At 66.0% G+C, this 21268-nt stretch carries 18 protein-coding genes; 8 read left to right on the top strand and 10 right to left on the bottom strand.

All coding sequences use genetic code 11. From position 1 onward, the window contains the following. Positions 1–36 precede the first annotated feature (36 nt). Together ACQR1Y_RS04050 and ppc are read left to right on the top strand one after the other, a co-directional pair. Positions 37–1581 carry an acyl-CoA synthetase gene (locus ACQR1Y_RS04050; RefSeq protein ID WP_434875323.1) on the top strand — a complete coding sequence of 515 codons (1545 nt, stop codon included), beginning with the start codon at positions 37–39 and terminating at the stop codon, positions 1579–1581. A 156-nt stretch (positions 1582–1737) separates the two neighbouring features. Then, a complete protein-coding gene (ppc, locus tag ACQR1Y_RS04045) occupies positions 1738–4506 on the top strand; it encodes a phosphoenolpyruvate carboxylase (protein ID WP_434875324.1) in 2769 nt (922 codons plus the stop codon). Positions 4507–5615: 1109 nt separating this feature from the next. Here the strand turns inward: ppc and ACQR1Y_RS04040 are convergent. The 4 genes from ACQR1Y_RS04040 to ACQR1Y_RS04025 all read right to left on the bottom strand — a co-directional run bounded on the left by ACQR1Y_RS04040 (position 5616) and on the right by ACQR1Y_RS04025 (position 9575). Further along, on the bottom strand, positions 5616–6731 hold the full coding sequence (locus ACQR1Y_RS04040) for an SMP-30/gluconolactonase/LRE family protein (RefSeq protein WP_434875325.1): 1116 nt from the start codon (positions 6729–6731) through the stop codon (positions 5616–5618). Between the two features lie 127 nt (positions 6732–6858). Then, complete coding sequence (locus ACQR1Y_RS04035) at positions 6859–7773, bottom strand: SDR family oxidoreductase (protein ID WP_434875326.1); 915 nt, start codon at positions 7771–7773, stop codon at positions 6859–6861. A gap of 244 nt (positions 7774–8017) precedes the next feature. Then, the gene (locus ACQR1Y_RS04030) at positions 8018–9157 is read right to left on the bottom strand and encodes a thiolase C-terminal domain-containing protein (RefSeq protein ID WP_434875327.1); all 1140 of its coding nucleotides are present in this window, start codon (positions 9155–9157) and stop codon (positions 8018–8020) included. A 4-nt stretch (positions 9158–9161) separates the two neighbouring features. After that, a complete protein-coding gene (locus tag ACQR1Y_RS04025) occupies positions 9162–9575 on the bottom strand; it encodes a Zn-ribbon domain-containing OB-fold protein (RefSeq protein WP_434875328.1) in 414 nt (137 codons plus the stop codon). Positions 9576–9765: 190 nt separating this feature from the next. Between ACQR1Y_RS04025 and ACQR1Y_RS04020 the strand changes: the two genes are divergently transcribed. Beyond that, the gene (locus ACQR1Y_RS04020; RefSeq protein WP_434875329.1) at positions 9766–10101 is read left to right on the top strand and encodes an AtuA-related protein; all 336 of its coding nucleotides are present in this window, start codon (positions 9766–9768) and stop codon (positions 10099–10101) included. Between the two features lie 6 nt (positions 10102–10107). Then, on the top strand, positions 10108–11460 hold the full coding sequence (locus ACQR1Y_RS04015; RefSeq protein WP_434875330.1) for an amidase: 1353 nt from the start codon (positions 10108–10110) through the stop codon (positions 11458–11460). A gap of 14 nt (positions 11461–11474) precedes the next feature. Here the strand turns inward: ACQR1Y_RS04015 and ACQR1Y_RS04010 are convergent, their stop codons facing one another. Then, positions 11475–12233, bottom strand: coding sequence for a transglycosylase domain-containing protein (locus ACQR1Y_RS04010; RefSeq protein ID WP_434875331.1), 759 nt, complete (start codon positions 12231–12233; stop codon positions 11475–11477). A 230-nt stretch (positions 12234–12463) separates the two neighbouring features. Between ACQR1Y_RS04010 and ACQR1Y_RS04005 the strand changes: the two genes are divergently transcribed. The 3 genes from ACQR1Y_RS04005 to ACQR1Y_RS03995 all read left to right on the top strand — a co-directional run bounded on the left by ACQR1Y_RS04005 (position 12464) and on the right by ACQR1Y_RS03995 (position 15167). Then, positions 12464–13207 carry a 2OG-Fe(II) oxygenase gene (locus tag ACQR1Y_RS04005; RefSeq protein WP_434875332.1) on the top strand — a complete coding sequence of 248 codons (744 nt, stop codon included), beginning with the start codon at positions 12464–12466 and terminating at the stop codon, positions 13205–13207. Positions 13208–13212: 5 nt separating this feature from the next. Further along, positions 13213–13866, top strand: a complete 654-nt coding sequence (alkB, locus tag ACQR1Y_RS04000) for a DNA oxidative demethylase AlkB (protein ID WP_434875333.1) — start codon at positions 13213–13215, stop codon at positions 13864–13866. Positions 13867–13940: 74 nt separating this feature from the next. After that, positions 13941–15167, top strand: a complete 1227-nt coding sequence (locus tag ACQR1Y_RS03995; protein WP_434875334.1) for an MFS transporter — start codon at positions 13941–13943, stop codon at positions 15165–15167. 15 nt (positions 15168–15182) lie between these two features. Here the strand turns inward: ACQR1Y_RS03995 and ACQR1Y_RS03990 are convergent, their stop codons facing one another. Genes ACQR1Y_RS03990 through hpaH form a run of 5 tightly spaced genes read right to left on the bottom strand, consistent with a single transcriptional unit; the run spans position 15183 to position 20483 of the window. Continuing rightward, on the bottom strand, positions 15183–16808 hold the full coding sequence (locus ACQR1Y_RS03990; RefSeq protein WP_434875335.1) for a thiamine pyrophosphate-dependent enzyme: 1626 nt from the start codon (positions 16806–16808) through the stop codon (positions 15183–15185). Positions 16809–16826: 18 nt separating this feature from the next. After that, positions 16827–17696 (bottom strand): fumarylacetoacetate hydrolase family protein, encoded by an 870-nt coding sequence (locus ACQR1Y_RS03985; RefSeq protein WP_434875336.1) that lies wholly within the window; start codon positions 17694–17696, stop codon positions 16827–16829. 12 nt (positions 17697–17708) lie between these two features. Then, entirely contained in the window at positions 17709–19247 is a 1539-nt protein-coding gene (gene hpaE / locus ACQR1Y_RS03980) for a 5-carboxymethyl-2-hydroxymuconate semialdehyde dehydrogenase (RefSeq protein WP_434875337.1), read from the bottom strand. A gap of 15 nt (positions 19248–19262) precedes the next feature. After that, positions 19263–19655: a 5-carboxymethyl-2-hydroxymuconate Delta-isomerase gene (locus tag ACQR1Y_RS03975; RefSeq protein WP_434858350.1), complete on the bottom strand. Its 393-nt coding sequence runs from the start codon at positions 19653–19655 to the stop codon at positions 19263–19265. Between the two features lie 21 nt (positions 19656–19676). Further along, on the bottom strand, positions 19677–20483 hold the full coding sequence (hpaH, locus tag ACQR1Y_RS03970; RefSeq protein ID WP_434858351.1) for a 2-oxo-hept-4-ene-1,7-dioate hydratase: 807 nt from the start codon (positions 20481–20483) through the stop codon (positions 19677–19679). A gap of 130 nt (positions 20484–20613) precedes the next feature. Between hpaH and hpaR the strand changes: the two genes are divergently transcribed. Further along, a complete protein-coding gene (hpaR, locus tag ACQR1Y_RS03965; RefSeq protein WP_434875338.1) occupies positions 20614–21129 on the top strand; it encodes a homoprotocatechuate degradation operon regulator HpaR in 516 nt (171 codons plus the stop codon). The last annotated feature ends 139 nt before the right edge of the window (positions 21130–21268 follow it).

The following is a 21268-nucleotide window of genomic DNA, read 5'->3' as shown; positions in this document are numbered from 1 at the left end:
ACTCAAACCGACGTCAGATCGGACAAGGCAACAACAATGGAAACGTCCTCTCTTTTCTCCGGCATCATCTCCGGCGACCGTCGCCGCAGCCACCCCGACATCGCCGACCGCGCCGCGCGGATCGCCAGCGGTCTCGCGCAGCTCGGCGTGCGCCAGGGCGATTGCGTCTGCATGCTGATGCGCAACGACATCGCCTTCATCGAGGCCGCCTATGGCGCGATGCGGCTCGGTGCCTATGGCGTGCCAGTGAACTGGCATTTCAAGCCGGAGGAGATCGACTACATCCTGAAGGATTCCGCGACGCGGGTGCTGATCGGTCACGCCGATCTCTTGCACCAGCTTCGCGGTCTCATTCCACCTGGCGTCACCGTCCTCAGCGTGCCGACTCCACCGGAGATCCTGTCGAACTATAAGATTTCTGCAGATCTGCTTCAGGCACCTGAATTCGCGACCGATCTGGAGAGCTGGCTCGTTCAGCACGGCCCTTACGACGGACCGCAGGTGCCGCAGCCGCAGAACATGATCTACACCTCGGGCACGACCGGACACCCGAAGGGCGTCCGCCGCAGCGCGCCGACGATCGAGCAGGCGGCCTCGGCCGAGCGGATGCGGGCGCTGATCTACGGCCTGAAGCCGGGCTCGCGCGCGCTGCTCCCGGGGCCGCTGTATCATTCGGCGCCCAACGCGTTCGGCTTGCGCGCCGGACGGCTCGGCGGCGCGCTGGTGCTGATGCCGCGCTTCGAGCCGGAAGAGTTTCTCGCCATCATCCAGGCGGAGCGCATCGACACCATCTTCATGGTGCCGACGATGTTCATCCGGCTGATGAAGCTGCCGGAGGAGGTGCGCCGCCGCTACGACATGTCGTCGCTGCGCCATATCATCCATGCCGCCGCGCCGTGCCCCGCCGACGTCAAGCGCGCGATGATCGAATGGTGGGGGCCGGTGATCTATGAGTTCTACGGCTCGACCGAATCCGGCGCAGTGACCTTTGCCACGTCGGAGGACGCTCTGCGCAAGCCCGGCACTGTCGGCAAGGTCTCGCCGGGCGCCGATCTGCGCTTCCTCGGCGAGGACGGCCGCGTCCTGCCGCAGGGCGAAGTCGGCGAGATCTACTCCCGCATCGTCGGCAATCCGGACTTCACCTATCACAACAAGCCGGAGAAGCGGACCGAGATCGACCGCGACGGCTTCATCACCTCCGGCGATGTCGGCTACATGGACAAAGAAGGCTACGTGTTCCTCTGCGACCGCAAGCGCGACATGGTGATCTCCGGCGGCGTCAACATCTATCCGGCCGAGATCGAGGCCGTGCTGCACGCGGTGCCCGGCGTGCACGATTGCGCCGTGTTCGGCATCCCCGACGCGGAGTTCGGCGAGGCGCTGATGGCCGTCGTCGAGCCGCAGCCGGGTGTGGTGCTGGACACCGGCGAGATCAAGGCGCGGCTGAAAGCCTCCCTGGCCGACTACAAGGTGCCCCGGCATATCGAAATCCACGGCCAATTGCCGCGCGAGGATTCCGGCAAGATCTTCAAGCGGCGGCTGCGCGATCCCTATTGGGAACGGGCGGGGCGGCAGATCTGATGCGACCGTCAAGGACAGGAGGCGAGGGCCGCATCCAATAAGGCAGGTGACGCCTCTTTCTTGATCTTGCGCTGCGGTACGGATACGGCAGACTGACCCGTAAATGGGCAGCTGCTGGAGAGCGCATCCATGTCGCCGCAAGCCATACAAGATGTCATGCCAGAGGAAATCCGTCCCAATCGCGCCGCCGAGGCGCAGGCCATGGAGGAGGACGCGCGGCTCCGCGACGATATCCGCCTGCTCGGCCGCATCCTCGGCGACACCGTCCGCGACCAGGAGGGCGCCGATGTGTTCGACCTCGTCGAACTGATACGCCAGACCTCGGTGCGCTTCCACCGCGACGAGGACCGCCAGGCGCGGCGCGAACTGGAGCAGATCCTCGATGGCATGAGCACGGCCGAGACCGTCCGCATCGTCCGCGCCTTCAGCTATTTCTCGCACCTCGCCAACATTGCCGAGGACCAGAACAACATCCGCCGCATGCGCGCCAAGAGCGACGGCAATGGCGGCGCAGGGATGCTGGCGGCGACGCTGGCGCATGCCAAGTCGGCCGGGTTCGAGGCCGCCGAACTGCGCAAGTTCTTCTCGACCGCGCTCGTCAGCCCCGTCCTCACCGCGCACCCGACCGAGGTGCGGCGCAAGAGCACGATGGACCGCGAGATGGAGGTCGCGATGCTGCTCGACCGCCGCGAGCGGATGCAGCTGACCCCGGACGAGCGAGAGGCCAATGACGAGGCGCTGCGCCGCGCGGTGCTGACCCTGTGGCAGACCAATTTGCTGCGCCGGACCAAGCTGACCGTGCTCGACGAGGTCACCAACGGCCTGTCGTTCTACGACTACACCTTCCTGCGCGAAGTGCCGCGGCTGCTGTGCACCCTGGAGGACCGGCTGAATGACGGCGCCGAGGTCGCGGGCGACCTTGCGTCCTTCCTGCGCATGGGCAGCTGGATCGGCGGCGACCGCGACGGCAATCCGTTCGTCACCGCCGAGGTGATGCGCGGCACGCTCAAGCTGCAGTCGAGCCTGGCGCTGCACTATTATCTCGAAGAGCTGCATCGGCTCGGCAGCGAGCTGTCGATGGCGGCCCATCTCGCCGATGTCTCCGAGGAGCTGCGTGTGCTCGCCGAGCGCTCGCCCGACACGTCGCCTCATCGCAGTGGCGAGCCGTATCGGCTGGCGGTGTCGGGCATCTACGCGCGCCTCGCAGCCACCGCGAAAAAGCTTGGCATCCAGATCAGCCGCCTGCCGGTGGCGGCGGTCGCGCCCTATGACAGCGTCAAGCAGCTGCAGGACGATCTCGACGTGCTGCATCGCTCGCTGATCGCCAACAATGCCGAGGTGATCGCGCGCGGCCGCCTGCGGATGCTGCGGCGTGCCGTCGACTGCTTCGGCTTCCATCTGGCGCGGCTCGACATCCGCCAGAACTCGGCGGTGCATGAGCGCACGGTGGCCGAGCTGATCGATACCGCGATGCCCGGCATGTCCTATCTGGCGCTCAGCGAGGATGCGCGTGTCAGCCTGCTGGTCAGCGAGCTGCGTAACGCGCGCCCGCTGGTGTCGCAATTCGTCAAGTACAGCGACGAGACCATCGGCGAGCTCGATCTGTTCCGCGCCGCGGCCGAGGCGCACGCCACGTTCGGCGCCGACGTCATCTCTCAGTGCATCATCTCGATGTGCAAGGGCATGTCGGACATGTTGGAGGTCGCGCTGCTCCTGAAGGAGGTCGGCCTGATCGATCCCTCCGGCCGCTGCGCCGTCAATATCGTGCCGCTGTTCGAGACCATCGAGGATTTGCAGGCCTCCAGCGGCATCATGGACCGCATGCTGGCGCTGCACGACTACCGCCGCCTGGTCGACAGCCGCGGCGCCGTGCAGGAGGTGATGCTCGGCTATTCCGACAGCAACAAGGACGGCGGCTTCGTCACCTCGGGGTGGGAACTCTACAAGGCCGAGATCGGTCTGGTCGAGATCTTCGAGCGCCACGGCATCCGGCTGCGGCTGTTCCACGGCCGCGGCGGCTCGGTCGGCCGCGGCGGCGGCCCGAGCTATGACGCCATCATCGCCCAGCCCGGCGGCGCGGTGAACGGCCAGATCCGGATCACGGAGCAGGGCGAGATCATCTCCAGCAAATATTCCAACGCCGAGGTCGGCCGTTATAATCTGGAGATCCTGGCTGCAGCGACGCTCGAGGCCAGCCTGCTGCATCCGCGGCAGCCGGCGCCGAAGCGCGAATATCTCACCGCGATGGACCGGCTCTCGGAGCTCGCCTTCAAGGCCTATCGCGGCCTGGTCTACGAGACCGACGGCTTCGTCGACTATTTCTGGGCCTCGACCGTCATCAACGAGATCGCGACGCTCAACATCGGCAGCCGTCCGGCGTCGCGCAAGAAGACCCGCGCGATCGAGGATCTGCGCGCCATCCCCTGGGTGTTCTCCTGGGCGCAGTGCCGGCTGATGCTGCCGGGCTGGTACGGCTTCGGCAGCGCCGTCGAGACCTGGATCGCGGAGAATCCGGAGCAGGGCATGCCGTTCCTGCGCGAGCTCAATCGCGAATGGCCGTTCTTCCGCATGCTGCTGTCGAACATGGACATGGTGCTCGCCAAGAGCTCGATCGCGATCGCCTCGCGCTATGCGGAACTGGTGCCGGATGAAGAGTTGCGCGAAAAGATCTTCAGCCGCATCCGCCGCGAATGGAATCTGGTGATCGAGACGCTGCTCGACATCACCGGCCAGGAGCGCCTCTTGCAGGGCAACCCGCTGCTGGAGCGCTCGGTCCGCAACCGCTTTCCGTATCTCGATCCGCTCAACCACGTTCAGGTCGAGCTGTTGAAGGCGCACCGCGCGCAAAACCCGGACGAGCAGGTGCTGCGCGGCATCCAGCTGACCATCAACGGCATCTCGGCGGGGTTGCGGAATACGGGGTAGGTCCCGATCGCAGCTGCGGCCTCGCTGTCGTCCCGGCCTAGTGCGCAATTGCGCACGCGGCGCCGGGACCCATACCCCCAGGGAGGAGTTTGGGGCAGGCGTGTGGTTGGCATCTCGCACATCACGTCTGCTGCGGCGTATGGGGCCCGGGTCGGCGCCACGATGCGCTTCGCGCATCGCGGCTTGCCCGGGACGACGACGGTGGGGCGGGCGAATTCACGGCTCAAACAGCAATTAAGACATACGATCTCGTCCCCGCGGCGCGTCGCGCCCGAGTGCATGCGGCTGTCGTCCCTCGCAAAACATGCAAGGGCGCGGGGAATGCCGGGTGAAGGCCTCACCCATGGCCCGCCTGCAACAAGAAAAGCAGGCGGCAGTCACCACAGGTTCAGCCGAACATCCGGCATTCCCCGCGCGATGTCTTCACGCTTATACGCGATCTCCCCGGTGTGCCGGCTCGTAGACACCGTCGCCCGTGTGATGCTGGGCATCACAACGGACTTGACGCCTGCATCGGGGCGCCAGGACCACGCGATTTCACGTCCGCAACGAAGCCGTTCGTCCGCGCATCCGTGAGGACACGCTGCGGCTCCATCGCGGCCATCGCATCCCCGCCTCGCGTGTCGTGACGATCGCGCGCTACGCCCCTTGCTTGAGGCGGGATGCGGAAAGGAAAGCATGAATTTCGAAAAATAGCAATAAGATTATTTTTAGTAGAAGTTGGTACGGGGCCCATGAAGCTGTTGCCAAGACCAGAGCTCGGTCGCCATGAAGCGCGTCCCACGTTACAGCACACTTTCACCCCTCACCCTGAGGAGCGCGCCACTTGGCGCGCGTCTCGAAGGGCGAGGCCCGGTCTGGGCCTCATGGTTCGAGACGCGCCGCCATGCAGACCGTCTCTGATGGCACGAACGGGGCACGGCGCTCCTCACCATGAGGATCTGGTATCCAAGGGGTCCTGCATACCGACCAATGAACACGCCGAGAGGCGTGTTCATTGAACCAACTTCGAAGCCGGCGTGCTCGTGGAGAGAGGCGGCAGATGATCATGTCGGGCGCGCGCTGACGTGAGGCGTACGAGCAGCGCGCGCCGGGGGCAGCAGCCCGACCTAACAGATATGAGCGCCCTGCGTCTCCACATACACCGCATACAGCGACTGGCTCGCCGTCATGAACAGGCGGTTGCGCTTCTTGCCGCCGAAGCAGACGTTGGCGCAGATCTCGGGCAGCTTGATCTGGCCGATGCGCTGGCCATCGGGCGCGAAGATGTGGACGCCGTCATAGCCTTCGCCGACCCAGCCGGCGCCGACCCAGAGGTTGCCGTCGATGTCGACGCGCAGGCCGTCCGGGAAGCCGGACTTGCCGTCGAGCGTCATGTCGACCAGTGGCTTGCCGTTGGAAAGCTTGTCGCCGTTGATGTCGTATTGCCAGACCACGTTCTTGGCATTCGGATAGTGCGTGATGCCGGTGTCGCAGACATAGAGCTTCTTGTAGTCGTGGCTGAAGGCGATGCCGTTCGGCTTGAACGGCTCGTCCGCTACCTTGGTCACCGCGCCGGACTGCGCGTCGACGCGATAGACGGCTTCCTTCTGGAACGGCTGGTTGGAGCCGTTGCGGACGTTCTGGCCCTCGTACAGATTGATCGAGCCATAGCCGGGATCGGTGAACCAGATCGATTTGTCGGCGGGATTGACGACCATGTCGTTCGGGCCGTTGAGCGGCTTGTCGTTCGCCCTCTCGGCCAGCACGGTTACCGTGCCGTTGTGCTCGAAGCGGACGAGACGGGTGCGCTCCGCGGTGATCTGCCGTCCCTCGTAGTCGAAGGTGTTGCCGTTCGACTCGTTGGAGGGCTTGCGGAACTGCTGCGAGATGTGGCCGTCGTCGTCGAGATAGCGGAGCTGCCGATTGTTGGGGATGTCGCTCCAGACGAGATACTGGCCCTGCGTGTTCCACGCCGGTCCTTCCGCCCACAGGCAGCCGGTGAACAGGCGCTTGATGACGGTGTTGCCGACCTTGGCCTTGAAGCGCTTCTCGTCGATCACGACGATGTCGGGATCGGGATAGCGCTGCGGCTGCGCGCCCGGTCCGTAGTCACGCGCCACGGCGGGCGAGACGGCCGCAGCGGCGGCGGCAAAGCCGGCGACACCCTTGAGGAGCGTGCGCCGGTCGAAGCGATCAGCTTCGGCCGGCACGTCCTTGATGAGATCGTGTCGTGAATTCGTCATGGTTTCCTCCAAACGTTTTTTGTTGGGAGGCGACCATACGACGGAATCGTGGCTTTCCGCGGGTTGTTCGGATAAAAAACAACTTGAGAGTGTTTGCGCTGCGAAGACGATTTGCGCGCTGCAAATCTCAGATCGGATCCCAGCCGAAGATATCCGCCGAACGGTCGAGCTTGTAGAACGACGGCTTCAGCGCGGGCATGCCATGCTCCGCGATGGTCTGCGGCGTCCAGCCTTCGCCGCGATGCACCGAGCGCAGCGGACGCGACTGGCCCATCAGGAAGATCTCGTTCATGCGCACGGCAAAGATCTGGCCGGTGACGTCCTTCGAGGCATCGCCCAGCAGATAGGCGACGACGGGGGCGATCTTCTCCGGTCCCATCCGCTTCATGCGCTCGACGCGTTCCTTCTCGGCCTCGGTCTCCGCCGGGATGGTGCCGATCATGCGGCTCCAGGCGAACGGCGAGACGCAGTTGGAGCGGACGTTGAAGCGGCCCATGTCGAGCGCGATCGACTTCGACAGGCCAACGATGCCGAGCTTGGCCGCGGCGTAGTTGGCCTGGCCATAATTGCCGATCAGGCCCGAGGTCGAGGTGAAGTGCACGAAGGAGCCGCTCTCCTGCTCGCGGAACAGCCGCGCCGCGGAATGCGACACGTAGAACGAGCCCATCAGGTGGACCTTGATGACGGCCTCGAAGGCCTCGATGCTCATCTTGTGGAAGATCATGTCGCGCAGGATGCCGGCATTGTTGACGACGCCGTCGAGCTTGCCGAAGTGATCGGTGGCGGCCTTGACGATCTTGCTGGCCGGGATCGCTTCCGACACGGACTCGAAATTCGCGACCGCCGTGCCGCCGGCCTTGCGGATCTCCTCGACGACTTCCTCCGCGGGGGCGGCGCTGGTACCCGAGCCGTCGGAGGCCACGCCGGGATCGTTGACGACGACCTTGGCGCCCTCGGCGGCGCACAGCAGCGCGATCTCGCGCCCGATGCCGCGGCCCGCGCCGGTGACGATGATGACTTTGTCCTGGAGCGATTTGGTCATGAGAGTTTCCTTGGCTGGATGTGTGTTGTTACCTCGCCCGCCGCAGGGGGGGCGATGTTTAGCGGTTGGGGCCTCATGGTTCGAGACGCGCCGAAGAGGCGCTCCTCACCATGAGGGTTGAGATCTCTCCCAGGTATCAGTTCTCTTTCCGCGAAATCAGTCCTCGTCCTGAGGAGCCCGCCGAAGGCGGGCGTCTCGAAGGACGTTGGAGGCTGTGCTGAACGCCACGAACTGTCCCGCGTCGTTACCTCTCGTTCGTGAAGATGATCGTGCCCGACGCGGCGAACATGCCGCCGACGCCGTGGCACACGGAGATTTTCGCATTCGGCACCTGCGCCGGCGCGATGCCGCGCATCTGGCGGACGCTCTCTTGCAGCGCATACATGCCGTACATCCCCGAATGCATGTAGGACAGGCCGCCGCCATTGGTGTTGAGCGGCAGCTTGCCGCCAGGCCGCGTGTGGCCGGCGGCGATGAACGGGCCGGTCTCCTCATGCGGCATGAAGCCGAGATCGCCAAGGCCGAACAGCGGCAGATGGGCGAAGGCGTCGTAGATCATGAGGTGATCGACATCGGCATGCGTGATGCCGGCTTCCTTGAAGGCGAGGGGGCCGGCGACCCTGAAGGCGCGCGACGAGGTGAAGGTTTCCATCTGGCTGACCATCGGCGTCTCCACGCTCTCGCCGGTGCCGAGAATGTACACGGGCTTCTGCGGAAAATCCTTGGCGCGGTCGGCGGAGGTCAGGATCAGCGCGCCGCCGCCATCGGTGACGAGGCAGCATTGCAGCAGCCGGAACGGATAGGCGATCATGCGCGAGTTCAGCACGTCCTCGACCGTGATCGGGTCCTTCATCATCGCGCGCGGATTTTTCGCCGCCCATTCGCGCTGCACGACGGCGACCATCGCGAGCTGCTCATGGGTGATGCCGTAGGTCTTCATGTAGCGCAGCACGGGGATCGGAAACATGCTGGGCGGACCGTACACGCCGAACGGCGCCTCGAACTGGCCTTGCAAACTGTCGGTGGGAATCGAGCGCGGCAGCTTGCCGATCATCGACTTGCCGCTCTCGGCGTGCGTGATCAGGACGGTCTTGCACAGCCCGGCCTCGATCGCCGCGGCGGCGTGGCGGACATGCAGCATGAAGGAGCAGCCGCCGACCGAGGTGCCGTCGACCCAGGTCGGGGTGATGCCGAGGTAATGGCACATCTGCTGCGGCGTCTCGACCGCGGTGGCGAAGCCGTCGATGTCCGACAGCTTCAGGCCGGCGTCGGCGATCGCGTTCAGCGCGGCATCCGCATGCAGCTGGATCTGCGACATGTTCGGGATGACGCCGAGCTCGGTGGTCTCGGCCGCGCCGACGACGGCAACCTGGTTGCGACGCATGGCGTTATCCTTTCGCCGGTCGGAACAGGGGCAAAGTGATCTGGTCGTCGAGCGGCTCGAAGGTGACTTCGAGCGGCATGTCGAGCTCCAGCGCCTCCGGCGTCTGCGGGCAGCCGGTGATGTTGCTCATCATCCGCGGACCTTCCTCCAGCGCGACGACGGCGATCGCGTAGGGCGGCGTGAAGCCGGGCGCGGCCGGGCGATGGTTGATGACGTAGCTGTAGAGCGTGCCTTTGCCAGAGGCCTTGAAGATACTGACCTTGCGGCTGGCGCAGGACGGGCAGAACGGCCGCGGCGGGAAATACACGTACGCGCAGGCGTCGCAGCGCTGCAGCCGCAATTCGCCGGCGCGTGTGCCGTCCCAGAAATGCTGGGTCTCCGGCGTCGGCTTGGGGCGTGCGCGCATTGGCTCGGCCATCCCGGTGATCCTCCCGTGAGGCGGGCTCCGTCGCCCGCTGCTTTGCCGGTTTGATGCGCCATTTGGCGAGGGGGCGTCAACGGTCCATCGCGCCGCGCATGCGGCCCTCCTGATGGTGCAGAGGTGCCTTCGTGGCAATTGCCGCCCGATGAAAATTGGTCTTTGATGCGATCACATGATCGGAGCCGCGATGAAGCTGCGTGATATCGCCCATTCCAGGACCGGCGACAAAGGGGACATGTCGAACATCTCGGTCATCGCCTATGATTCGAAGCACTATCCGCTGCTGCTCGCAGAGGTGACGGCGGAGCGGGTCAGGGCGCACTTTGCCGGCATTGTCCAGGGCGGTGTGGTCCGCTATGAGCTGCCCAACATCGCGGCGCTGAACTTCGTGATGAGCCGGGCGCTCGGCGGCGGGGTGACGCGCTCGCTGGCGCTGGATGCGCACGGCAAATCGCTGAGTTCCGCGCTGCTCGATCTCGACATTTCGGCTGACGCCACTGACCCAAGTCTAGACCCAAGTTAGGATGCCATGACCGCTGCCAATCCGACCCTCGCCGCGCTCGCCGACGATCTCGCCGCGGGACGCACGACCTCGCGCAAGCTGGTCGAGGACTGTCTCGCCCGCATCGCCGATCCGGCCGGAGAAGGGCAGCGCACCTTCATCCATGTCGACAAGGACGCAGCCTTGGCGGCTGCTGACGGCATGGACGCGCTGCGCAAGGCCAATGCGGCGCCATCGCCTTACGCGGGCATTCCGATCTCGATCAAGGACCTGTTCGACATCAAGGGCCAGGTGACCCGCGCCGGCTCGCGTGCGCTGGAGGATTCCGCGCCGGCCGAGGCCGATGCGCCGGCGGTGGCGCGGCTGCGCAAGGCCGGCTTCGTCGTGATCGGCCGTACCAACATGACCGAGTTCGCCTATTCCGGCATCGGCATCAATCCGCATTACGGCACGCCGAAGAGCGCCTGGAAGCGCGAGGTCGGCTACGTGCCCGGCGGCTCGTCGTCGGGCGCCGCGGTCTCCATCGCCGACCGCATGGCCTTTGGCGCGCTCGGCACCGACACCGGCGGCTCCTGCCGCATCCCGGCGGCGTTCAACGGCATCACCGGCTACAAGCCGACGCAGGCGCGCGTGCCGCTCGACGGCGGCGTGCCGCTCTCGACCACGCTCGACAGCTTTGGCCCGCTCGCCAACACGGTGGCGTGTTGCGCGGTGCTGGATGCCGTGCTCGCGGAAGAGCCGATCCGGCCGCTGGTTGCGCGTCCGGTGAAGGGGCTGCGGCTCGCGGTGCCCACGACCATCGTGCTCGACGAACTCGATGCCGCGGTGGCCGCAACGTTCGAGCGGGCGCTGGACACCCTGGCGAAGCAGGGCGCGCTGATCGAGCGCATCGAATTCCCGGAGTTTCTCGATGTCGGCGTGATCGGCATGAAGGGCGGCTTCGCCGCCGCCGAGAGCTACGCCTGGCACCGCTTCCTGCTGACGGCCAAGGGCGACGTCTATGATCCGCGCGTGTCCGTGCGCATCATGCGCGGCGAGGCGATCACGGTGCCGGACTACATCGAGATGCTCAACGCTCGCCGCTCCCTGGTGACGCGCGCCGCCGCGCGCATCGCGCCCTATGACGCGCTGGTGATGCCGACCACGGCCAACGCGCCGCCCAAGATCGCCGATCTCGCCGATGACGCCGCCTTCGCCCGTGAGAACATCCGCGCCTTGCGCAACTGCACCTTCATCAACATGATCGACGGCTGCGCGATCTCGCTGCCGGCCCATCGCCACGGCGAGGTCCCGGTCGGCCTGATGCTGGCGCAGTCCGGCGGCCAGGACCGCAAGCTGCTGGAGATCGCAGCCGGGGTCGAGGGCGTGGTGCGGGGCTGAAGCGTGGCGAGCGCTCAGGGTTTGCGCGGCGGTACCGCGAGGACGGGCAAGGGCGCGGCCTTGGCGGCGGTCGCCTGGGCCTCGTCAATGAGACCGGCTGACAGCATCTTGTCGAGGATGTAGTTGCGCCACTCGCTGTCGCGTTCAGAGGGCCTCGGCCATCGGAAACGCGTGATCAGCAGGGCGATTTCGTCGACGTCGAGGCTTGCGAGGGGCTTGCCGAAATGCGCGGTTGCCGCCGCTGCGACACCATAGGTGTTGTAGCCGAGATAGCTGTCGTTCAGGTAGGACTCCACGATACGCTCGCGCGACAAGGTCCGCTCCAGACGACTCATGAAGACGAGGCTTCCGATGTGCCAATCAGCGCCGTGGCAACAGTCTGGAGCCAGGACATGCAGGCAATGGCGGGTGACCGCAAACGTGATCCTGGTATCGGGCCGTCCGTCACCCTTGATAATGGCAGCCGCCATCGCCGGCAGAACGAGATTGGGCCGCGTCTGAAAGTCCGGTCCGGTCGATGCGATAATAGCCTGGCGTAGCAGCGGAGGCATGTCGGCCAGCGCGACGTAGGGCGATCCCGCTTCGAGCGGACAAAGATGGCCGGTGGCAGGAAGCGCTGCGATCTCGGCCTCAGTGGGGACGCCAAGATGATATTTGGCGTACCATATTGCGTAGCCTTCGGCGTAGAGCAGCAGCACGACCGCGAGCGAGAGCACGGCCAGGATCGACTTTCCGAGCAGGATGAGGAAGCGCTGGTTGCGTGGACGGTGCATCGTCAGAGGTTTGGTTCCGCCCGAAGCGTTTCGGTTCATCCGGACGTTCCGGCGCGATGACCCAAAGCGTCCAGGAAACGGGTGGCTGACGCTGGCCCTTCTGTCGCATCCTCGTCATTCCGGGATGCGCGCCCTTGCGCGCAGGCCCGGAATCCATAACCACCATCGTGAGTATGGATTCCGGGCTCGTCGCTGCGCGCCGCCCCGGAATGACAGCTGGGATCAAGTTTATGGCCAGACTCGAGCAGGCAGTGCCCGACCTCAATCCGGCCGTCGCGACCGGGATCGATGCGATCGACTGGACGGTGGCTGAACGCGACCTCGACGCCAGCGGCTGCGCCGTGTTGCCGCAACTGCTCTCGGCCGACGCGTGCCGCACGCTGGCATCGTTGTATCCGGACGACAGCCGTTTCCGCAACCGCGTGATCATGGCGCGGCACGGCTTCGGGCGCGGCGAGTACAAATATTTCAGCTATCCGTTGCCGGAGCCGATCGCGCGGCTGCGGCCGCTTCTCTATGCGCAACTGGTCGGCATCGCCAACCGCTGGAACGCGACGATGGGCATCGCCGTTCGTTACCCCGACGCGCATGCCGATTTTCTCGCCCGCTGCCATGCCGCCGGCCAGACCAGGCCGACGCCGTTGCTGCTGCAATATGACGAAGGCGACTACAATTGCCTGCACCAGGATCTCTATGGCGAGCACGTGTTTCCGTTGCAGGTCGCGATCCTCCTGTCCGAGCCCGGGCGCGATTTCGAGGGCGGCGAGTTCGTGCTGACGGAGCAGCGGCCGCGCATGCAGTCGCGCGCCGAGGTGGTGCCGCTTCGGCAGGGCGATGCCGTGGTGTTTGCGGTCCACAATCGCCCCGTGCAGGGCACGCGCGGCAGCTACCGGGTCAATATGCGCCACGGCGTCAGCCGGCTGCGCGCCGGCCGGCGGCATACGCTGGGGGTGATCTTTCATGATGCGAAGTGAGGCGCATGACGGCTGATCTGTTCGATGGGCTCGATACGCCGGCTTCGGCGCGCGAGCCGCTCGCGCCCGGCGCGATGCTGCTGCGCGGCTTCGCGCGGCCTGATGAGGTCGAGCTGCTTGCCGCGATCGAGGCGATCACCGTGCACGCCCCGTTCCGCCGCATGATCACGCCGGGCGGCCACCAGATGTCGGTGGCGATGACCAATTGCGGCCCGTTCGGCTGGGTGACGGACCGCAGCGGCTATCGCTATGATCCCGTCGACCCGGAGAGCGGGCAGCCCTGGCCGGCGATGCCGCGGCTGTTGCGTGAGCTTGCCGAGAATGCCGCGAGAGAGGCTGGCTTTCCAGGCTTCGCACCAGATGCCTGCCTCATCAACCGCTATGAGCCCGGCGCGAAGATGTCGCTGCATCAGGACCGCGACGAGCGCGACTTGGGCGAGCCGATCGTCTCGGTGTCTCTCGGCCTGCCCGCGACCTTTCTGTTCGGCGGCCTCAAGCGCACGGACAAAACGCAGCGTCATCGCCTGGCCCATGGCGACGTCGTCGTGTGGGGCGGGCCGGCGCGGCTCGCCTTTCACGGCGTCGCGCCGCTTGCCGACGGCGAGCACGCCTTGCTCGGCAGCCGGCGCATCAACCTGACGTTTCGCCGCGCGCGGTAATCCCGGCCGCTCTGTGACCTCGCGCATTTTGCAATGCGCGGCCCGCGCTCTATGCTGCGCGCGGGAGAGGGGCCATGACGACTGTCGAACTTGCGGACGAGCGCGCGCCGGCTGCGACGCGGCTCGGACTTCACCTCGCGCTGCTGCAGCTGGTCTTCAGCCTGCTGTGGACCACCTATGTGATCTATCTGCCCAAGCTCGCGGCGCAGGCCGGCATCGCGCCATCAGCCGTGATTCTGATCCTGATGCTGGACCAGGCGATCTTCACGCTGTCGGATACGGCGATGGGCCTCGCCGCCGATCGCATCGGGCCGCTCGCCAGCCGCTTCGGCGTCTTCATCGCACTCGTCACGGCGGTATCCTGCGCCGCTTTCGTCGCGCTGCCGTTCGTGGCGGCGACCGCCCGTCCGGCCGTGTTCATCGGACTGATCGTGGTGTGGGCGCTGACGTCGTCGGTGCTGCGGGCGCCGCCTCTCACTCTGCTCGGGCGCTACGCCGCGCGCCCGGCCGTGCCGTTCCTGACGGCGCTGGTGATGCTCGGCTATGGCGTGGCCGGCGCGGTGTCACCTTATCTCGGCGTGATCATGCGCGATTATGACGCCCGGCTGCCGTTCATCATTTCCTCCGTCGTGCTGCTGCTGACCGCGCTCGGCCTCTCACGTGTCGCGCAGGCCGGCGGTCCGGCCGCGGCGCCGGTGGCTGTCAAGGCCGAGCCGAAGCCGCTGCGGGGACTGCCGCTCCTGTTCATCGGCGCGATGGTGATCCTGGCGCTCGGCTATCAGCTGCATTTCAGCATCAACAGCTCGGCGTTCTATCTGCGCTTCGCCAGGCCGGAGGATCTGCCCTGGCTGATGCCGGTGTTCTGGATCGGCTTCAACCTCGTGCTGTTTCCCGCGAGCGTCGTCGTCAAGCATCGCGGCGGCCTGATCGTCATGGGCATCGCGGGGCTGCTCGGCGCGATCGCCATCGTGATCGCCGAACTCGCGGGCGCGCTGACGGTGCTGCTCGTGGCGCAGTTCATCGCTGGCGCCGCCTGGGGCTGCATGATGATGAGCGCGATCTCGGCGGCGCTGGCGATCGGGACGACCGGCGCCGAGGGCAAGGTCACGGGGCTGGTGTTCTCGGCGCTGGCGCTGGCCACGTTTGCGCGGATCGCGGCCGTTGCGGGCGGCCTGCAGAAGCTGCCGGACTATGCGCCGCTGGTGCAATGGGCGCCGGTCGCGTGCTGGTTCGTGGCTGGCGCTGGCCTGCTGGCGATGGCCGCCGCCGGATGGCAGGGACGCCGCGCGTCCCCGCCGTGAGATCCTCACGCGCCCTTAGGGCTTCGGCGGATGGATGAAGGCCCAGGGTGAGACCTCGCTGTCGCGGGGTACATCGATATCGATCAGATACGGCCCGCCATGCGCGAGCGCCTTCTCCAGCGCCGCCTTGAACTGCCCCGGCGCGGTGACGCGGCTCGCGGCAACACCGAACGACTCCGCAAGCTTGACGAAATCCGGATTGACGAGATCGGAGGCGACGACGCGGCCGTCGAAGCGCTCGCGCTGGTCGCGCCGGACATTGCCGTAGGAGTTGTTGTTGAACACCAGGGTGACGACGCCGATGTTGTATTGCACGGCGGTCGCCAGCTCCTGCACGGCGAACATGAAGCCGCCATCGCCCGTGATTGCCACCACCGGCTTGTCGGGATGCGCGACCTTGGCGCCGAGCGCGGTCGGGAAGCCGGCGCCGAGCGTGCCCTGATAGCCCGAGGTGATGAAGGTGCGCGGCTGGTAGACCGGGAAGCCGTACCAGGAGGCGAAGCCGACCTGGGACAATTCGTCGGTGACGATGGCGTCATGCGGCAGTACCTCGCGCAGCACGTTCAGATAGGCCATCTGCGGCTGCACCTTCTGGATCTCCTGCAAGGTGGCCGCGGTCGCTTCGCGAATGGCCGCGCGGCGGCTCGAGGTCTTGCGATACCCGGTCTTACTGACGGCCGCCGAAAGCGCGGCCGTGCCGGCCTTGGCATCGGCGACGATGCCGGCATCCACGATCAGGCGCCGCATCTCGGCGGGATCGATGTCGATGCGGATCGACTTCAAGCCGTCCGGCTTGAACGGCCAGCGGAAGGTCGTCGGCAGCTCCATGCGCGTGCCGATGCCGATCATCAGGTCGGTGGTCGGCCACAGCTTGTAGGCCGCGGCCATGGTGAGCCCGAGCTCATGCGCGTTGGAGACGATGCCGCGTCCCGAGCGGAACGCGACGACCGGGGCGTCGATCATCTCGGCCAGTTCGAGGATCTCCCCGCGCGCCTCGATCGCGCCGGAGCCGACGAAGATCATCGGCGCCTTGGCGCCTGCGATCAGCGCGGCGGCCTTGGCGATGCGGTCGGGATCGGGCTGCGGCGGCGTAAACGGCGCGAGCGGCTTCGCGGCGGACGTCTCGGCCTTCTGCGTGAAGACGTCCCACGGCATCTCCAGCGCGGCCGGGCCGCGGCGTCCCGACAGCATCTCCTGGAACCCGCGTGCGACCAGCGTTGGCGCGCTGTCGGGATATTCGATGCGCTCGGCCCATTTCACGAAGGTGCGCAAGGTGGCGAGCTGGTCGGGCATCTCGTGCAGATGGCCACGGCCGCGGCCGAGATAGTCGGTCGGCACCTGGCCGGTCAGGCACAGCACCGGCTCGTTGCAGCCGAAGGCGGTGAGCAGCGCCGCACCGGCATTGAGCACGCCGGGGCCGGGGACGACGCTGAACACGCCGGGCTTGCCGCTGGCGCGCGCATAGCCGAACGCCATGTAGCCGCAGGCCTGCTCGTGGCGCGCGCCGACGACCTTGAGCTGCGCCTGATGAAAGGCGTCGAACAGGCCGTAGACCTGCGCGCCGGGCAGGCCGAACACGGTGTCGACGCCGTGGGCGACGAGCCCGCTGACGATGGCTTCGCCGCCGGTCATGGTGGTCATGCTGAACTTCCGTCTTGATCAGTTTTCGTCGACGACGCCGTTGCGCAAAGCGCCGACGCCTTCGACTTCGATTTCGATGACATCGCCGGGCTTGAGATAGCGCGGCGGATCGAACCGCGCACCGGCGCCGGTCGGCGTCCCCGTCACGATCACGTCACCAGGAACGAGCGTCGTGAAGGTGGAGATATAGTTGATGAGGTAGCGGAAGCCGAAGATCAGCCGCGACGTGCGATCGTCCTGCCGCAGTTCGCCGTTGACGCGGGTGGTCAGCCGGACATCGGCGATCTGGCTCTCGCTGGTGTAGGGCACGATCCAGGGCCCGAGGCTGCCGGTGGAGTCGAAATTCTTGCCCTGCGTGACGTTGAACTTGGCGTGTCGCACCCAGTCGCGGATCGTGCCTTCGTTACACAGCGTCAGCGCGGCAATGTGATCCAGCGCCTGGGCCTCCGGGATGTGCCGGCCAGCCTTGCCGATGACCAGCACCAGCTCGCCTTCGTAGTCGAGCTGCGGCGAGGCGCGCGGGCGCACCAATGGCGTCTCATGGCCGACGAAGGAACGCGGCGTCCGCATGAACATCGACGGATACTTCGGCGCGTCCTGGCCGTCCTTGTACTCGGCGTTGCGGTCGGGATAGTTGACGCCGATGCAGATGATCTTCTCCGGCGAGGGGATCGGCGGCAGCCAGGTGATCGCATCGAGGCCGTGATCCGGCGACAGGCCGGCGGCGGTCTCGATCAGCCGGGGCACGGCGCCCGCGGCAATGACTTCGCGCAAGGTCGGATAGTCCTTCGTAAAGCGCGCGGAGAGATCGACGAGACCTTTGTCAGTGACGAGCCCGTAGCGGACCGAACCATTGGCAGAGTAGGTCGCGAGGCGAGGGGAGGTCATGGGCATCTCTCCTTACACGCCGAGCCGCTGGATCTTGTGGGTGCCGCGCGCCAAGGAGACGTGCTTGGTCTCCATGTAGAAGTCGAACGAATAGTCGCCGCCGTCGCGCCCGATGCCGGACGCCTTCATGCCGCCGAAGGGGGTCGGCAGATGCCGGACATTCTCGGAGTTTAGCCAGATCATGCCGGCCTCCAGCGCGTCGGCGACGCGCAGCGCGCGGCCCATGTCACCCGTCCAGACATAGCCGGTGAGGCCATACTGCACGTCATTGGCGATCGCGACCGCGTCGGCCTCGTCGCGGAACGGGATCACGGTGAGGAACGGCCCGAATACTTCCTCTTGCGCCACGCGCATGGTCTGGCTCGCGCCGGTCACCAGCGTCGGCTCGACATAATGGCCGCCGCCTGGACCATCGAACCGCTTGCCGCCGACGGCGATGATCGCGCCGTCCTGCCGCGCGACGTCGGCATAGGAGCAGACCTTGGCGAGATGCCGCTCATGGATCAGCGGCCCGATCTCGGTCGCGGGATCGAGTGGGTGGCCGACCTTCAGCGCGCGCACGCGCGCGGCGAGCCTGGCCGTGAAGGTCTCGGCAATGCTCTGCTGCACCAGCAGCCGGCTCGACGACGTGCAGCGCTCGCCGTTCAGCGAGTAGATCATGAACACGACGGCATCGAGTGCGCGGTCGAGATCGGCGTCGTCGAACACGATCACCGGGTTCTTGCCGCCGAGCTCGAAATGCACGCGCTTCAGGGTCGGCGCGCCCTGCGCCATGATCGCAGATCCCGTCGAGCTCTCGCCGACGAAGCCGATCGCCTTGATGGCGGGATGCTCGGTCAATGCCTTGCCGGCCTCCTCGCCGAAGCCATGGACCGTGTTGAGCACGCCGTCGGGAATGCCGGCCTCCTTGGCGAGCTTCGCCAGCCACTGCGCGGTGATCGGCGACCACTCCGCCGGCTTGTGCACAACCGTGCAGCCGGCCGCGAGCGCAGGCGCGATCTTCCAGGTCGACAGCATGAAGGGCGTGTTCCACGGCGTGATCACGCCGACCGGGCCGATCGGCACCCGGGTCGAGATGTTCCAATGCTCCTCGCTCGGCGTGCTCAGGCCGTCGCGTGCCTCGGTACATTTGTCGGCGAAGAAGCGGAAATTCTCGGCGGCGCGGATCGCGGCCTTGGCCATGAAACGATAGGCCTGCCCGGTATCGACGCATTCGAGCACGGCGATGTCGTCGGCATGATCCTCGATCGCATCGGCCACGCGATGCAAGAGCTTGCGCCGCATCGCCGGCGCCATGTCGCGCCAGGACTTGAAGGCCAGCGCCGCCGAGGTCGCTGCGCGGTCGATGTCCTCGGCATTGCCCCGTGCCACGGTGGCGAGCACGGCATTGTCGATCGGCGACTTGGTCTCGAACGTCGCGCCCGAGATCGCCGGCACCACCTTGCCGTCGATGAAATGGCCGATGCCTTCGTCCTTCAGCTTCGCGAGCAGGGGCGCGGCGCGGTCGAGATTGGCCTTGTAGATGTCGGCTTTGGGGCTGGCCTTATCCATGGGATGCCTCCGCTTTCAGGGCGTTTTGGCTTTCAGGGCGTCGTGGATGTTGTTGCGCTTCCAGCTGGTCGCGGCGTCGTTGATTTGCATGTCGAAGGACAGCGCGAATTTGCTGTTGGCAAACACCGGATCGAGATGCGCCGATAGCGCCTTGAAGACATGTTCGCCTGCCTTCTGCCGCGCCGGAAGGTCGCGGCCTTCGCCGAGTCGCAACAGCATGGCGAGAAAACCGTAGTCGAGCTTGCCATCGGCAATCGCGTAGTGTTCGCAGCGGATGGCGCGGACGCGGATGCCGCCGATCGGGAAGATCCCGGTCTCGCTCGCGGCCTTGCGGACCACTTCGCAGACCGCGGCCATGTCGACACGCGCGTCGAGATTGGCGGAGTATTCGATGCTGAAATGCGGCATGGTGCGGTCGCTCCAAGAACCTCAGGCGAAATAACAGCTCACCGTCCCATAGGGACCATAGTCGGCCTGGATGGTATCGCCCTTGCGCGCCTCGATCGGCCTGATGAACGAGCCTGCGAGAACGACCTGCCCGGGCTCGAGGGCCAGCCCTTGCGCCGCGATCTTGTTGGCGAGCCAGGCCACGGCCGTTGCCGGATTGTTCAGGACGCCCGCAGCGAGGCCGGTCTCTTCGAGCTGGCCGTTCTTGGTGCAGAGCGCGCCAACCCAGCGCAGATCGGTGTCGAGGGGGCGCAGCGGACGGCCACCGAGCACGATGCCCGCATTGGCTGCGTTGTCGGCAATCGTGTCGAAGATCTTGCGCGTGGCCTTGGTCTCGGGATCGACGCGTTCGATCCGGGTGTCCAAGATCTCCAGCGCGGGCACGACGAAGTCGGTCGCGTTGAGCACGTCGAACAGCGTGCAGTCCGGTCCCGCCAGGCGCTTCTTCATGATGAAGGCGAGCTCGGCTTCGATCCGCGTCGCGATGAACCGGTCGGACGGCACGAGACCGCCATCGGCAAAGAACATGTCGTCGAGCAGCACGCCCGAATCCGGCTCGTCGATGTTGAGCGCGCTCTGCATCGCCTTCGACGTCAGCCCGATCTTGTGGCCCTTGATGACACGCCCGGCAGACACTTTGATGGCGACCCATGCCTGCTGGATCGCATAGGCGTCCGCGATGCTGATATCGGGGAATTCCTGGGACAGCTGGCGGATCTGGCGGCGGCTTTGCTCGGCCTCGTTCAGGCGCAGGGCGCAGCTTTGAATCTGGTCAGGCGTCAGCGGCATGAGAGCGATCTCTCGGAAAACAGGTGGCGGCAGATGATTAACATGTTAAGTTTTCGGCGGCAAACCGAATTGGCATATGTTGCACTGCAAATATTGAGGCGACGATTCGTCGCCTCGCTGGGGTGATGAGATGAGCGAGACCAGGGCCAAGGTTGCGAGGTCTGCGACGAAGCGCGCGCGCAAGGTCCCGATGCGCGATTTCTCCCAGTCGCTGCCGATGGCGTTGCTGCGCGCACGCGAGGCCGTGATGCGGCAGTTCAGGCCAAGCTTGCGCCAGCATGGACTGACGGAGCAGCAATGGCGCATTCTGCGCGCGCTGGCAGCGGTCGACGCCATCGAGGTGACCGAGCTGGCGCGTGTCGCTTTCCTGCTTGGGCCGAGCCTGTCACGCATTCTGCGCGATCTCGAGGCTCGCGGCCTGATCGCGCGCGAGGTTGACTCCCGCGACATGCGCAGGGGAGTTCTGTCGATCTCCGCGAAGGGCTTGAAGTTGATCGCCCAGGTCGCGCCGACATCTGAGGCGATCTATGCAACGATCGCTGAGCGCTACGGCGCGCGCAAGCTTGCCGCATTGCACAAAATGCTGGGCGAGCTTGAGCAGAGCATGGGTGACGAATTCGCGGCGGATGAGCACGCTGAGGACTGATATGAGCCGGATAAAGCGGGAATCGTCGACGCTCTTGTCAGGCTGGTACTTGGCAGGCTCTGAGCCGGTTTGATAAGAAGCGATGCAGTCGAGCGGAGATGGCGTGCGTCGCAGGCATGGCAATCCATGCTAACTCTGT

It is taken from the genome of Bradyrhizobium sp. HKCCYLRH3099 (genome assembly GCF_051167855.1).
Classification (GTDB): Bacteria; Pseudomonadota; Alphaproteobacteria; order Rhizobiales; family Xanthobacteraceae; genus Bradyrhizobium.
The sequence above is the reverse complement of the archived record's forward strand: the minus strand, read 5'-3'. Positions and strand labels throughout refer to the sequence as shown.